This is a genomic window from Sinomicrobium soli (genome assembly GCF_003285545.1).
In the GTDB taxonomy this organism is placed as follows: domain Bacteria; phylum Bacteroidota; class Bacteroidia; order Flavobacteriales; family Flavobacteriaceae; genus Sinomicrobium.
In genome coordinates, this window is sequence record NZ_QLNV01000006.1 from 208718 (window position 1) to 222367 (window position 13650).

A 13650-nucleotide genomic window follows, 5' to 3' on the forward strand; every position below is an offset into this window, starting at 1 on the left:
ACCGGTAATAAGGGTATTGTCTTAAGAGTTTATTTTCTATTCAGGTTCCACCAATTTATAAACCGGCATATTTGAAACAATAGCCGTTTGATTGGAATGATTTGATTGGAGGGTGCAATTAATATCCCGGTATACCCTATTAGTAATATCATTTCCTTCTGATACATTTAATTTGGCAGAACAGACATAATCTCCTGCACTTTCGCAAGTCACCGTTAGGGGCAAACAGTAAAGGACATTTTCGAAATAATCATTTTCGGTGATATATGCCTTTACATGAGTATATTCGGGGATCAATTCTTTAGTTGTGGAATAGGTGATACCAACCAGGAATACTATTCCAAACAGCATTCTTCTTCTTTTCATCTTTTAAGTAATTTATGGTTCAACTATTTTTTTAAAATTTATTTTTGCCCCAACTGGTTGTTATGGTATGAGGTATTAGATAAACTTTTCTCAGGTTTGGGGATGTGATAACTTACCAGATATTGTTCTTGTATCCCTACCAGATAATCCCCGAGTACTTTAAATTTTATCATTCTATGCTCTTTGTAGGCTGGGATGTAAAAACTATACAAATAATTACCATTGGTTATATTATAAACATCTACGACAGAGTTTGCTGCAAAGTTGTCTTCATTTTCATTTTTGGACATAATACCTGAAATGTTATATAAATATTGCCCATCAAGTGCACTGGAGCGCTGAGTAACGGAGGGTTGTGAGGTTAGGGTAAAAGAGTTGTCAGATTCAATTCGCGCCGTTTCAAAACGTGCCCAGCTTATAGTGTCCAGAGTGTTAAACCTGTTGACGAGATTAAGGTCTTGATCTATAACATTATATTGATTCCTGTAACGATAGATATAAACAAGCCTTTGTAGTTCTTTACTGTAATGCATAATTCCGTCTACAGAAAACAAACCGTCCTTTTGCTTTTCCAAGATATTGTAGTTGGGTTTGAAATAGGGTTCATAACTCGTCTCCAGAGCAAGTTGGTAAGCTTGTTGAATTTTGCTGTGAAATTTGATTGCAAATTTGGTCGTATCAATAGGGATGGCATCCACAAAATAAGCGCTATCCTGCATAAATTGTCGTGCAACTCTTTCTTTTAGGTTCGCACGTAAAATAGCGGGTTTTATGCCATGAAAAAGATAAATATATGGTGGTTGTACCCTGGCCCTGAACTGTCTTGGATTATCTACTTTTTCCAATTGAATATTGATGGGTAGCACCGCAGTATCTTTAAGTTCATGATCTGCCCGCATTAAATAGGCCGGAGCGGTGTAATTACTCACATAAATGGCATCGTCAGTAATTCCTGATAAGTAGAATGAATTAAGGCCTAAATCTAAGACAGCGGTACGCTCCACGCTGCCCTCAGGTAAAAATTTACGATCAAAACTGCCTCTGTAAATTTCATAACTGCTAAGAGGTGAAAGTGCATATAATCCCGCCAGTACGGCTATCATTGCGACGGCGCAAAGCCCTATGAGGAGGAGTGATTTTTTGTCGGTTCTTTTCATGGTTGGGGTGGTTAAGGTATATAGATATTTTTTTTGGTTAAGCTATAACATAAGCCTGTGTTTTGGTTTGAGGTCTGTTATTTATTAATATTCCAAAAATGGCCAGTAATGTAAAAGCGCTATTAAATACGAGGTGCTCTCCCCAACCCATACTACTTAATATCCCCCCGCAGGAGCAGGGTACATAGGGGCTATAATTTAGGATAATAAAAATGTATCCGGTAAACACGAACATGAGGGAGAATGCTGCATATAAACCGTAAATACGTAACCGTGGCATAAAAAGAAAAAAGGCTAAAATAATTTCCAGGATAGGAACACCCCAGGCTAAAAGTGGTGCAAAACTGGTAATTAATGGACTTTTCGTCATCTGGACCTGAAATTTCTGTACGTCCATCAGTTTACTGAATGCAGCATAAAGGAACAGGAAAATAAAGAGGTAACAGATAATTTCCAAAATGATATTTCGATGCCTGAGCACAAAACGAGGTAGGGTTAATACAACATTTTTCATCTTTGGGGTAGATTTAGGTTGTTTACATTATTAATTCTTGTCAGGACTGAGGGAGCTAAGGAGTAGTAGAAATTATGACGTGTTCCGACCAGGTTCTTAAAACTACACATAACTCCCTAAGCCTAACATTATATAGGTGTTGGTTAATTAGTTTAAATTTTTAAAGCCCGGAGCAGCAGGTTTTCTTTTTACCGGTCTGCACGTTCACTTTGCCCCGGGCTTCTGACATGTTTAAACGAAAAATTTAAAAATCATGATAGTTCAAATTTATTTTAGGTTTTTCGCTGATGTAAAGTTCTGTAAATAAATAAACTAATCTTTCCTAATTCCGTACTATTTTATTCGCAATTCCGTACTTTTTCTTCCTAATTCCGGGAACCTTCCAGTCGTTTTTGCAAATAGTAACGACCAGCAGGCTATATAATGTGTGAAATTGCTCACTTGGTCGCTTAGCGGTTTTTCCTGATGCTTCCCGGGCTGCAACCAAAGTATTGTTTAAAGGAGCGGTAGAAACTCGATAGCACCTTATACCCGGTGCTATCGGCGATTTGCACTATAGACTGGTCTGTGGTTTTAAGCAGGTGTAGTGCCTGTTCCATTCTTATATTGGTATAATAATGATAAACGGAGGTTTCGTAATACGTATGAAATCCCGATTTCAGTTTTTTCTCGTTGATCCCAAACTTCGTAGCAAGTCCTTTTACGGTAAGCCAGGGCTCCTGTATATGTTCTCGTATATAGGCCGCGATGTTATGGATAAGCTCTTCTTCACTATTTTGTGGTTGTGGTGTACCAGGTGAGGAGGGCATATGATGTTCTATGTCTTTCATGGCCCGGGATAATTTTTGATCGAGTTCCTGTTCTGTAAAGGAATGTCGCTGTGAGGTAAGGTATAAGGTTCCGTCATCGGGGGCCCGAAATAGAAAGGAGAAGGTAGGGTACTCGCCGTGATGGGTTTTGTAGATTAAATTGGTAAAAAAGTGACGGGTACGGGTAGTGAGCTGTAGTACGGCATATTCCCAGTTATCCAGGTTGCCTTCGGAAAGTAGTGAGGAAAAGTCGGTTCCAGTTAATGTGCCTGGAGAGGTACCTAAACACAACTCGGCAAACCGGTTAAATTTTTGTATACGAAATGCATGATCAAGCGTGAAAGCGAGTGTGTCTCCTGGAGTGTCGGCAAGTATATCGCCTTCGCGGCCAGTTAATTTCTGCTCCATAAGCTCAGACATGTGGTTAATATTCCGGATTACGGTATTAAATATGGGATCATCTGTAGAGAGGTTGAGCCGGTAACTGAAATTCCCGGTAAAGATCAAACTCAATATTTGCATCAGATAGTAGGTTTGGGTTTGGTTGGGTAAGTACATTTTGAGGTGGTTTAAATTAAGGGTGAGTTGTTTGTCAATCTACTCAACTGGGGTGTTGCATACTCCCTGTAACATATAGTTTGGGGGATCGGTGCGATGTTGAGGGGTGTTTCATCTTGAGGGTTATAAAATGAACGCATTTCTTTAAAGTAGGAAATTACGTATTATGAAGCAATAGAACTTATCTAAGAGGGATTAATTCTTATCTAAGAGGGATTTTTTAGAATATAGAAATAAAAAACTCCCTTCTGATCTGATATCAAAAGGGAGCTACATGGTACAATAGGATTAAAAAAAAACACTTTAATCTGGTTACATTAGGGGAAATTCCAAATCCTGGTTTAGCGTCGTACCATGTCGTTGTTACAAGGATAGAAAGGGTTTGAAAAAATACATGGTGAGCTTTATGATATCTTCTTTCGCTCTGTACAACTGCTTTTTCACAGAACCTACAGATATGGCCAGGGCTTCTGCAATTTCTTCATATTTCATTTGCTCAAAATAGCGCATAATGAATATCTTTTTTTTCTGATCTGAAAAGCGCTCCATGGCGCTATGTATTTGATGAATAAGCCGATTATGATGTTCTGCATGTGCCACATAGTCATCCTTATCGGCAAGGAATAAGGCCGCTTGTAAGGAAGAGATATCGCGTATATCCTCGATGTTTACCTTCTTTAGCGCAAGGAGACAACCGTTTTTGACCATCATGTACAAATAAGATTTGAGTGAGGATTTTATTACTATTTTATCGCTTTTCTCCCATAATTGAATGAAGGCTTCCTGAACGATATCTTCACTCCGTGCTGTATCTGCCATAAACGTGCGCGCAAAATATACCAAAGGGGTATAGTATTTAACAAACAGTTTTTCCACCACCTCACTGGTGATTTTTTGCGATTTTTCCAAGGCTATGAGATATTGATGGCACACTTTTAAAAGAGATAAAAAAATGTAGGAATTGTTGACAATAATTGAGGGTGAAATTGAAGACAGACTTATCTGATAACACTTTTTAGAATATTTCAAATGCCTTGCTAATTTTTAAAATTATTGTTTTATGCTGCTTGGGGGCTCAAGCAGTTTTTCAGAAATTCGATGGTCCTTATCAGGTCTGTACGCGATTTGTAAACCTTTTGAGGCTTGCCGTAATAAAGTGTAGAAAAAGGGAAAACACCGGTCACTTTCCCCTAAAAAATGAATATTTTTCGAAGTGCGGAACTCTCATCCGGATGCCGGTGTTCTTAGAATAGGTAGTTAGATTAGCAAAGACAAAGATATCCAAATACGGTTCTTACCGGAAAGAATATGAGTACTTTAACAAAAACCAATGTTTATATCTTGATATGGCCCTTTCGGGCCAGTAGCACGAACAGGTGTATGATGGTCTGTGCCTTAAACTCTTTTTTGAGTTTACTGAGCTCCTTTTCTATAGTGCTTAAACTACACGGGCGAATGTCCCGGTTTTTGAGATAGCCAGACACCTCGGCCTGTGTATAGCCCTGGGCCATTTTCCGGATGATCATTTTTTGTATTCGGGTCATTGTGATTTAAATTGTAATAGCTATGAGAATCTAACCCCAAACAGCTTAATTCTCAGAAAAGCCAATTGACGAACAGCTTAATAAATGTCTAATGAATATTATCGCAGTAACGTTTACTTAAAGATATTATTTTTTTATTAACGTTAGTTTACAACGATGTTTCGTTTATTTCGTTTATTTTTGTAAAACTGGAAAGCAATTCACAACCATCATGGAACCAATAAAAAAAATAAACAGACCTTCAAAGGACGAACAAAAGTTAGCCATAGAGTCCTATGAAGCGTTAGCCGCTGTTATAGAACAATTAAAGTCGGAAAATCCGGAAATTGAAATTGAAGAGACCCATGAAAGCATCAGAATCCCGTTGCGTGCATTAAAACTTCTGGGCGAAATTTTAAAGGCTATGAGCCAGGGTAAGCCGTTTTCTCTTGTTCCGGTGGCTACAGAAGTAACGACCCAAAAAGCTGCCGAAATTTTGGGATGTTCAAGACCTCATTTAGTTAAACTACTCGAAGACGGTGCGATTGAGTACACCAAAGTCGGTAAGCACAGGAGAGTCAGGTTTGAGGATGTTATGCGCTACAAAAGAAAAATGAAAAAGAGTCAGAAACAACATATCATTGACATGATGAAGGCTGACGAAGAATTGGGATTATATGATTCATAGTGTAAGATTCAAATGTGTTCTGGACACCAACGTTATTTATCCTATAGAGACAAGAGATCTGCTTTTTTGGTTTGCATACTATGAAATGTATACCCCAAAATGGAGTCAGCATATCTTTGATGAATGGAAAGATGTGATGCAGCGCAAAGGCGTAAGTGAACAAGAGGCTTTAAAAAGAGTAGAAAAAGCGAATCTGGCTTTTCCTGATGCTTTGGTCACGAATTATACGGGACTGATTACTCATTTAAGGTTACCAGATCCAAAAGACTGCCATGTTTTAGCAGCCGCCATAAAGACCAATGCTAATGTAATTGTCACTAATAATACTAAAGATTTCCCCCAGGATTACCTGGCATCCTTTGGTTTAACGGCTAAAACGGCTGATGATTTTTTAACTGATATTATTGATTTAAATACAGATCAAGCCGTTAAGGCTTTCAAACAATTAGTTTTGAATCGGCGAAATCCGGATTTAAACGAATTTGAAGTTCTTGATATTTTAAGGAAACAAGGGTTGAATGATACTGCTGATTTTCTACACTCGCAGTTGTAATTTTTCAAAGACGATTATACCCCATTGGTTGTAAAGCGTATTAATAAGAAGAACATCTACGGAATTCTTTAATCTTAGGCACACTGGTAGGCTACTATAAAACAGCCTTTCCGGCCTTCGTACTATAACGAATTTTAATGAATAATTGTTGTTTTATAAAAATAATTCATAATTTAGCCCTAAGCTGTTACGGTATGTAACAGCCATCCCATCCCCTTAAAAAGCCCAAATCCCGGAAACCAAGTTCCCGGCTGCCCGGTAAGGTGCGGCCTACAGAGAAGCGTTATAGTGATCTTATTATTCGGATCATGTATAAACAAAAAGAACCTTATGTAGCTATCTTTTCCATCCCTGGTAGCTAATGTTGGCCCGGTATATTCATACCCGGTGATTTACACAAAACAGTATGACATGAAAGCCGATTTTATTTTGAGGCAGCATGTGTCGGATACCAACCGGAACGGGGATCGTATAACCAGGGACCAATTCACCGATGACATGCAATTATGGCAGCGTTTCCAGGCCGGGGACCGGGAGGCTTTTTGTGCCATGTATGCCCGGCATTTTTCCGTGCTTTATCATTACGGATTACAAATGGTACGCGATCGTGAATTAGTGAAAGATGCCATTCAGAATTTTTTTATCTACCTGTGGGAGCACCGGGAAGGGCTTGGTAAAGTTCAAGTATTAAAAGCCTATCTATTGGTGGGTTTGCGAAGAACGATGATCCGACAAGCCCGGGAAGCGGGAAAGCTGCTTCACACCATAGATGAAGACGATAAATGGCCTGAGATAGCCACCGAAGAGCCTAATGTACACCTGGCATGGGAGACCCGGGAAACCCACCGGGAACTACAAGCAGCATTATCCCAACTTAGCCAGCGGCAACAGGAAGTATTGCACCTTAAATTTCATGCCGGGCTATCCTATAGCCAGATTGCCGAGGTATTGAACCTTAAAAAAGATAACGTGTCTTACCATATTCGGCAGGCTTTTGAAAAGCTTAGGGAGGTGATGGGAACGTAATAACCCTGCCCGGGAGAGGTAATGCTACCGAAAAGAAGCATCTTAAGCATCCCTTCAAAGAGTTTCATTCATTTTGGCAGGGTTTTGACGGGTGTCGAACACGTTGGCTACTTCGATCCGGTTATATGGATAATTTATCCAATACAAAATTTTATAGTTTTTACAGACCAGGTAACGAAAATCTTTTTCTTTGTGCTTGAGGATATGCTCTATCTGGCCTATTTCAGGCTGTTTTTCGATACCAATGGTAGCATCCACAATTTCATTTACCAATTTCCTGGCGACACGTTTTCCCGCTCTTACACTGTAATAATTAAGTTTATCTTCGGCAAGTTGCAACCAGTAAACTTCTAACCCCATTTGTTGATTTTAGCTTTAAGATCGGTGGCCTTAATCATTCTTCCGTTTTTAGAATCATCCATAGCCTGGTCTATTTCAGCCTCATACTGTTCCTGAGTCATAGGAGCCATATTATTTTCTATGAGTTCCGCTTTTCTTTTGCGCAACAGTTTTTCAAGTCCGCTAACAATGTCTTCATTTTGCAGTCTTAAAAATTCCTGTACAAAAGATATTTTACGTGCTTCCAGATCCATAATAGTAACCTTTTTTCAAAGATACAAAATTAATACATTGGTATATAATGGATATGATCGGTTTTCAAAGACGGGAGCACAACTTAGCCAACGGCAACAGGAAGTATTACACCTTAAATTTTATGCCGGGCTATCCTATAGCCAGATTGCCGAAGTATTGAACCTTAAAAAGGATAATGTCTCTTACCATATTCGGCAGGCTTTTGAAAAGCTTAGGCAGGTGATGGGAAGGTAATAACCCAAAACCAGTAGATGCCATGATCTTGTTTTAATTTGTATACCGTTCCTTGTTTTGTAACAAATATTTGCTAAATTTGTTACAAATAAAGAAGTGTTAATAATGGAAAGTATAGCATTCAAAATGAAAAAACATATATCCGGAAAGGGTCGGGGGGTATTACTATTTCCCGATGATTTCAGGCAATTCGGGTCGTCAGATGCCGTACGATTGGCATTGCATCGTATGGAAAAAGAAGGATACATACGACGAATAGCGCAAGGTATATATGTTCGTCCCAAAATAAGCAAATATGTGGGCGAAGTAATACCAACGGCAGAAGAAATCGCTAAAGCCATTGCTAAGCGGGACAAAATCAGGTTAGTACCTACTGGGGTATATGCCATGAGTGCACTGGGGCTTAGTACGCAAGTACCCATGAAATTGGTTTTTCTAACTGATGGGGCTCCTCGTGAAATAAAATTGGGAAAGCGAACCATTAAGCTAAAAAAAACCACGCCAAAAAACCTGTCTGCTAAAGGCGAAATAAGTGGGTTGGTTATCCAGGCCCTCCGCGAGATAGGACAACAACAATTAACAGCAAAGGAAGAGAGAAAGATTATAGCCCTGCTCAAAGAAGAAAATAAAAAACATCTTCTTTACGATATAGCCTTGGCCCCGGTATGGATTCAGAAGGTTATGAAAAAGGCTCTGGACCATGAATAAAATAGGATTTTACACACTCCCTGATGAAGATAAACACATTGAAAAACAGTGTTTTATGTGTTAATTTCATTTTTTTTTTTCATATTTTACCCTACACGAACCGCCATTTTCTTCCTCTCTTATCATAGAGACCCATAAAAAGGGTTCTTCAATTTCCGGTTCGTATGAAATACAAGCATTACAAAACGGTAGATTTTTGCCAGGACGAGTACTTCCAGCAATGGGTGCTACACCCCGATGAAGACTCACAGCAATTTTGGGAAGCTTTCCTGGGAGAGCATCCCTGGCAGAAAGAGACGGTAGCCGAAGCCGCCGAAATGGTCCGGGGATGGAACAGGGCCATAAACGAAAAGGCTAACGCTGCAAGTAGGTACGTACACCAGGATTTTGAAGAAGTCTTCCGGAATATCAAACACGGTACGGAAGCCAAACCTGTAAGTACAAGAGCTACCCAAAAGGGATGGGAGGGTAGTACCTGGCTAAAGGTCGCTGCTGGTTTTACAGGTCTTGCCGGGCTTGCTTTATGGGGGGTATTCCAGTTTGGATTATGGCAACGGGAGGGGACACCAACAGCACCACAAATTACCCTGCAACTGGAAGACGGCACCCTGCACGTCATTGATAATGACGCTACGGGAACCATCACCACCAAAGACGGTAAGACGGTGGGCCAACAGGACAAGCATATTTTGGTCTATAACAATAGGGTGAGCAATGCAACAACGGGGCCGGCGTATAATAAGCTTTCGGTGCCTTATGGCCGGCAATTTGAATTAGTATTGTCTGATAGTTCTCATGTATATTTGAACGCCGGCTCTACGTTGCGCTACCCGCGGCAGTTTCTGCCCGGAAAGCCCCGCGAAGTCTACCTCGATGGGGAAGCCTTCTTCGAAGTAACCCGCGATACCACCCGCACCTTTACCGTGGCTACCCGCGATATGAACACGGTAGTCTATGGCACCCGGTTTAATGTAACGAGTTACCATAACGAAGCCAGCCCGTATACCGTACTCGTAGAGGGGAGTGTAGGAGTGTACCGCAGCGGGGCGGAAGATATCCGGAAGATCACCCCCGGACAAATGGCCACCCTGGATAAGGATAGTATGACCATAGCTGCCGTGAATGTGCATAAGTACACCGCCTGGACCAGCGGGGAGTTATATTTTATGGACGATCCTTTTGCCCTTATCCTTCGCAAACTGGAACGCCATTATAATGTGACGATAAAGAACACTTACACCGCGCTGGACACCGAACAACTAACATCTTCCTTCCACGAGGAAGATTCCCTTGAACTGGTAATGCGCATTCTCGCAAAATTAAAACCGTTCCGGTACCACCGGGAAGGGAGTAGAATAACCATACAGGCCCTGGAGACACCCCAGGAAAAACACACTGCACCGTAGTGTAACACCAAATATATAAGATTTATGAAGCAGTAATACCAGAAGCACTGCCGGGTTGGCTGTACCGTAAAGGGAAGTACCGGGCAAAAAAAATCTTCGGAGGATGCGGCAAACAAGCTCCGAAGACAGGATCGATTTAATTACAAACTAACTAAATCATGACAAAGTTATGAAATTCACCACGAACCCGGGCGAAAGGATACCCCTTTCCCTGAAATTTGACCTGAAGATGAAACTCTTTATCCTGTTTTTCCTGGTCGCCCTTTCTACCCTGCATGCCAATGACGGCTACGCACAAGCCAAAATAACCCTGGACATGCACGGGGCTACCATATTGGAAGTCCTGGAAACCATAGAACGCACTACCGATTTCAGGTTTCATTATCAAAAACGCGAAATAGACCTGAGCCGGAAAGTAAGCATAAAGGCACGGAAAAAAGACATCCGTGAAGTCATGCAATCTTTGTTTGGAGACGATACAGTGACCTATGAAATTACGGGTAACCATATTGTGCTAAAACCCAAACCCCAGGCTACACAGAAAACATCACCACCAGATACCACCACATCGCCCCCTGAACCCCAGCAACACATCAACGGCACCGTAAGCGACAGCAACGGCTTCCCGTTGCCGGGGGTAAATGTCCTGCTCAAAGGCAAACGACAAGGCACCTTTAGCAACGAAGAGGGCCACTACAGCATCCGCGCCACGGCCGTAGATACGCTGATGTTTACTTATGTGGGCTTTAAACGGTTGGAGCGTGCCGTAGGCAATACGCCTGTGATTAACGTTACCCTCGAAGAAGACGTTACCTCCCTCGGGGAAGTGGTGGTAAACGCAGGGTACTACTCCGTAAAGGAACGGGAACGGACGGGGAGTATAGTGCGCGTTACCGCCAAAGACATTGAGATGCAACCGGTTTCTACACCATTACAGTCTTTACAAGGCCGTATGGCCGGGGTTGAAGTTACCCAATTAAGCGGTGTTCCGGGAGCATGGACACGGATACGGATACGTGGACAAAATAGTATGAGAGGGGATGGTAACTACCCATTGTATATTATAGATGGTGTTCCAGTGGCTTCTACAGAATTAGGAACCCTTTCCAGCTTACCAACTCCTCTTGGGTTAGACCCGTTAAACACGCTAAACCTTAACAATATTGAAAGTATAGAAGTGCTAAAGGATGCCGATGCCACGGCTATTTACGGTTCTCGTGGGGCCAACGGGGTGGTACTTATTACCACTAAAAAGGGAAAAGGTGCGGACGAAACAATGTATGACTTTAACCTCTATACGGGAGTTGGTAAGGTATCCAATACTATGGATATGCTCAATACGGAGCAGTACCTGGAAATGCGCAGGGAAGCCTTTGCTAATGATGGGATCGAAAATTACCCGGCAACCGCTTATGATGTCAATGGTACCTGGGATCAAAACCGGTATACCGATTGGCAAAAGGAACTTATAGGCGGCACGGCTAATATTACTCATCTGGATGGGAGTGTGTCCGGGGGAAGTGCCCGTACGTCCTTCCTTTTAGGAGGTTCGTACCATAAAGAAACCACCGTATTTCCCGGAGATTTTGGCTATCATAAACTTACCGGGAATTTAAACTTAAACCATAGGTCTAAGGATAATCGTTTTCGGGCTACGCTTTCTATTAATTATGGTGTCGATAAACATAAGCTGTTTAATAATTCGAAAATTATAAGTGAAGCTATTTGGTTACCTCCTAATGCTCCTTCACTTTATGACGAACATGGGGATCTACGTTGGTGGGAAAACTCTGCCTGGGCTAATCCCCTTGCAGGACAGTTAATGCCTCAAGACCTTTCTTCAAAAAATATGGTGGTAAACACTGTTTTAAATTATAATCTGTTGAAAGATTTAGATCTAAAGGTAAGTGCTGGCTATACCGATATGAATACAGAGGATTTTATCAAAGAACCTATAGATTCATATGCCCCTATTTATAGACCTTCTCTTCAACATAGATCCCAATACCGTACAACTAAAAGAAATTCTTGGATTGTAGAGCCACAAATCCTGTATTCTAAAAACTTAGGAAAAGGAAAACTGGATGCTTTATTGGGAACCACATTCCAAAAAAATACTTCGGAAACTTTATTACTTGTAGGAACTGGATATGTAAACAAGGATTTAATAGGAAATTTAACAGCGGCGGATTTGGTTAATGTTTCACAACAGGATAACACAGATTATGCCTATACTGCCATTTTTGGACGAATAGGCTATAACTGGAAACAGAAGTATTTTATAAACCTTACCGGGCGGCGGGACGGATCGTCCCGTTTTGGCCCGGAAAACCGTTTCGGGAATTTTGGGGCTGTTGGTGCGGCATGGATTTTTTCTGAAGAAGATTTCTTTAAAAAATCTCTTCCCTTTATCAACTTTGGGAAATTGCGGGGAAGTTATGGAACAACAGGTAATGACCAGATTCCTGATTATGGCTATTATGCGATTTATCAGCCTTATCGAGGGACAGGGGAATTGTATCCCTCTCAATTGGCTAACCCGGATTATGGCTGGGAGGTGAATAAAAAACTGGAAATGGCCCTGGATATCGGGCTTCTTAACGACCGTATCCGTACCGGGGTGGGCTGGTATTACAACCGCTCTTCCAACCAGCTTATCGGCTATGCTTTACCGGGTATTACGGGCTTTAGTTCGGTACAGGCCAATATGCCCGCTACCGTACGCAATACAGGCTGGGAACTGGAAGTATATACCCAAAACATCAAGACAGCTAATTTTAGCTGGGATACTTCCTTTAATATTACCTGGCCCCAGAATACTCTCGTAAAGTATGATGGTATAGAACAATCCTCCTATGCTAATCAATATAGGGTGGGTAAGCCGCTTAATATTGCCTTAGTGTATGAATATACAGGGATAGACCCGGAAACCGGCTTATATCAGGTTCGTGATGTGAATGAAGACGGCCGATATGATTATGACGATCGTATTTTGACCAAAACTTTAGGGCGAAAATACTACGGGGGCATAAATAACAGTATTCGCTATAAAAATTTCCAGTTGGATGTTTTACTGGAATTTGTCAGACAAACAGGAGTAAGCAATCAATTTATCTTTAACCATACTCCCGGAAGAGCATCAATGGCTTCCTATGCTAATGTCTCTACCTTGGCATTAAATCGCTGGCAGGCACCCGGAGATGGCACCAAAATTCAAAAATATACAACAACAACCGCCAGCAACCGACAATATACGTATGCCAAAAATAGTGACATAGCGTATAATAGTGATGCTTCATTTATGCGTTTAAAAACACTTTCATTATCCTATACCTTTCCTGGGGGATGGATATCGAAAATAGGGATGAAGGCTTGTAAAGTATACCTGCATGCCCAAAATCTTTTTACGTTAACCCACTACCTTGGTTTAGATCCACAATATCCAGGTAGTGGTATCACTGCATTGCCTTCCTTACGGATGTTTACTGGTGGAATTCAACTTAAATTTTGAGCT

15 protein-coding genes are annotated in these 13650 nt (G+C 41.2%); 7 read left to right on the forward strand and 8 right to left on the reverse strand.

Translation table 11 applies throughout. The features are described from left to right. Positions 1–36: 36 nt before the first annotated feature. The 6 genes from DN748_RS09770 to DN748_RS09795 all read right to left on the reverse strand — a co-directional run bounded on the left by DN748_RS09770 (position 37) and on the right by DN748_RS09795 (position 4948). A complete protein-coding gene (locus tag DN748_RS09770) occupies positions 37–366 on the reverse strand; it encodes a hypothetical protein (protein ID WP_112371604.1) in 330 nt (109 codons plus the stop codon). A gap of 38 nt (positions 367–404) precedes the next feature. After that, positions 405–1523 carry a hypothetical protein gene (locus DN748_RS09775; protein WP_112371605.1) on the reverse strand — a complete coding sequence of 373 codons (1119 nt, stop codon included), beginning with the start codon at positions 1521–1523 and terminating at the stop codon, positions 405–407. 37 nt (positions 1524–1560) lie between these two features. After that, positions 1561–2037, reverse strand: coding sequence for a MauE/DoxX family redox-associated membrane protein (locus tag DN748_RS09780; protein ID WP_112371606.1), 477 nt, complete (start codon positions 2035–2037; stop codon positions 1561–1563). Between the two features lie 449 nt (positions 2038–2486). Continuing rightward, positions 2487–3368, reverse strand: a complete 882-nt coding sequence (locus DN748_RS09785) for a helix-turn-helix domain-containing protein (protein WP_161554530.1) — start codon at positions 3366–3368, stop codon at positions 2487–2489. A gap of 399 nt (positions 3369–3767) precedes the next feature. Next, positions 3768–4313 (reverse strand): sigma-70 family RNA polymerase sigma factor, encoded by a 546-nt coding sequence (locus DN748_RS09790; protein WP_161554531.1) that lies wholly within the window; start codon positions 4311–4313, stop codon positions 3768–3770. A gap of 425 nt (positions 4314–4738) precedes the next feature. Next, on the reverse strand, positions 4739–4948 hold the full coding sequence (locus DN748_RS09795) for a hypothetical protein (RefSeq protein WP_146746590.1): 210 nt from the start codon (positions 4946–4948) through the stop codon (positions 4739–4741). Between the two features lie 211 nt (positions 4949–5159). On the opposite strand from DN748_RS09795, the gene DN748_RS09800 reads away from it, so the two are divergent. From DN748_RS09800 to DN748_RS09810, 3 genes are all read left to right on the forward strand, one after another. Further along, entirely contained in the window at positions 5160–5615 is a 456-nt protein-coding gene (locus tag DN748_RS09800) for an excisionase family DNA-binding protein (RefSeq protein WP_112371610.1), read from the forward strand. Continuing rightward, positions 5605–6168 carry a PIN domain-containing protein gene (locus tag DN748_RS09805; protein WP_112371611.1) on the forward strand — a complete coding sequence of 188 codons (564 nt, stop codon included), beginning with the start codon at positions 5605–5607 and terminating at the stop codon, positions 6166–6168. The genes DN748_RS09800 and DN748_RS09805 overlap by 11 nt, the downstream gene beginning before the upstream one ends. Before the next feature lie 411 nt (positions 6169–6579). Continuing rightward, positions 6580–7194 carry an RNA polymerase sigma factor gene (locus tag DN748_RS09810; RefSeq protein ID WP_112371612.1) on the forward strand — a complete coding sequence of 205 codons (615 nt, stop codon included), beginning with the start codon at positions 6580–6582 and terminating at the stop codon, positions 7192–7194. A 54-nt stretch (positions 7195–7248) separates the two neighbouring features. On the opposite strand, the gene DN748_RS09815 is transcribed toward DN748_RS09810, so the two are convergent. Continuing rightward, complete coding sequence (locus tag DN748_RS09815; RefSeq protein ID WP_112371613.1) at positions 7249–7554, reverse strand: type II toxin-antitoxin system RelE/ParE family toxin; 306 nt, start codon at positions 7552–7554, stop codon at positions 7249–7251. Next, positions 7545–7787, reverse strand: a complete 243-nt coding sequence (locus DN748_RS09820; RefSeq protein ID WP_112371614.1) for a hypothetical protein — start codon at positions 7785–7787, stop codon at positions 7545–7547. The genes DN748_RS09815 and DN748_RS09820 overlap by 10 nt, the downstream gene beginning before the upstream one ends. Here DN748_RS09820 and DN748_RS19425 point away from each other — a divergent pair. The 4 genes from DN748_RS19425 (at position 7723) to DN748_RS09840 (ending at position 13647) form a co-directional block, all read left to right on the forward strand. Beyond that, positions 7723–8022 carry an RNA polymerase sigma factor gene (locus tag DN748_RS19425; RefSeq protein WP_410528311.1) on the forward strand — a complete coding sequence of 100 codons (300 nt, stop codon included), beginning with the start codon at positions 7723–7725 and terminating at the stop codon, positions 8020–8022. The two genes, DN748_RS09820 and DN748_RS19425, sit on opposite strands and share 65 nt — an antisense overlap. A gap of 105 nt (positions 8023–8127) precedes the next feature. Continuing rightward, positions 8128–8730, forward strand: a complete 603-nt coding sequence (locus tag DN748_RS09830) for a DUF6088 family protein (RefSeq protein WP_112371616.1) — start codon at positions 8128–8130, stop codon at positions 8728–8730. Between the two features lie 164 nt (positions 8731–8894). Beyond that, complete coding sequence (locus DN748_RS09835) at positions 8895–10136, forward strand: FecR family protein (RefSeq protein WP_112371617.1); 1242 nt, start codon at positions 8895–8897, stop codon at positions 10134–10136. A 229-nt stretch (positions 10137–10365) separates the two neighbouring features. Next, positions 10366–13647 (forward strand): SusC/RagA family TonB-linked outer membrane protein, encoded by a 3282-nt coding sequence (locus tag DN748_RS09840; RefSeq protein WP_236636832.1) that lies wholly within the window; start codon positions 10366–10368, stop codon positions 13645–13647. Positions 13648–13650: the final 3 nt, after the last annotated feature.

What these genes read in the sequence shown, in the direction of transcription:
- DN748_RS09800 (WP_112371610.1), top strand. Translation starts at nt 5,160, where the DNA reads ATGGAACCAATAAAAAAAATAAACAGACCTTCAAAGGACGAACAAAAG.
- DN748_RS09835 (WP_112371617.1), top strand. Translation starts at nt 8,895, where the DNA reads ATGAAATACAAGCATTACAAAACGGTAGATTTTTGCCAGGACGAGTAC.
- DN748_RS09805 (WP_112371611.1), top strand. Translation starts at nt 5,605, where the DNA reads ATGATTCATAGTGTAAGATTCAAATGTGTTCTGGACACCAACGTTATT.
- DN748_RS09815 (WP_112371613.1), bottom strand. Translation starts at nt 7,554, where the DNA reads ATGGGGTTAGAAGTTTACTGGTTGCAACTTGCCGAAGATAAACTTAAT.
- DN748_RS09820 (WP_112371614.1), bottom strand. Translation starts at nt 7,787, where the DNA reads ATGGATCTGGAAGCACGTAAAATATCTTTTGTACAGGAATTTTTAAGA.
- DN748_RS09830 (WP_112371616.1), top strand. Translation starts at nt 8,128, where the DNA reads ATGGAAAGTATAGCATTCAAAATGAAAAAACATATATCCGGAAAGGGT.
- DN748_RS19425 (WP_410528311.1), top strand. Translation starts at nt 7,723, where the DNA reads ATGTCTTCATTTTGCAGTCTTAAAAATTCCTGTACAAAAGATATTTTA.
- DN748_RS09785 (WP_161554530.1), bottom strand. Translation starts at nt 3,368, where the DNA reads ATGCAAATATTGAGTTTGATCTTTACCGGGAATTTCAGTTACCGGCTC.
- DN748_RS09795 (WP_146746590.1), bottom strand. Translation starts at nt 4,948, where the DNA reads ATGACCCGAATACAAAAAATGATCATCCGGAAAATGGCCCAGGGCTAT.
- DN748_RS09810 (WP_112371612.1), top strand. Translation starts at nt 6,580, where the DNA reads ATGAAAGCCGATTTTATTTTGAGGCAGCATGTGTCGGATACCAACCGG.
- DN748_RS09780 (WP_112371606.1), bottom strand. Translation starts at nt 2,037, where the DNA reads ATGAAAAATGTTGTATTAACCCTACCTCGTTTTGTGCTCAGGCATCGA.
- DN748_RS09775 (WP_112371605.1), bottom strand. Translation starts at nt 1,523, where the DNA reads ATGAAAAGAACCGACAAAAAATCACTCCTCCTCATAGGGCTTTGCGCC.
- DN748_RS09770 (WP_112371604.1), bottom strand. Translation starts at nt 366, where the DNA reads ATGAAAAGAAGAAGAATGCTGTTTGGAATAGTATTCCTGGTTGGTATC.
- DN748_RS09840 (WP_236636832.1), top strand. Translation starts at nt 10,366, where the DNA reads ATGAAACTCTTTATCCTGTTTTTCCTGGTCGCCCTTTCTACCCTGCAT.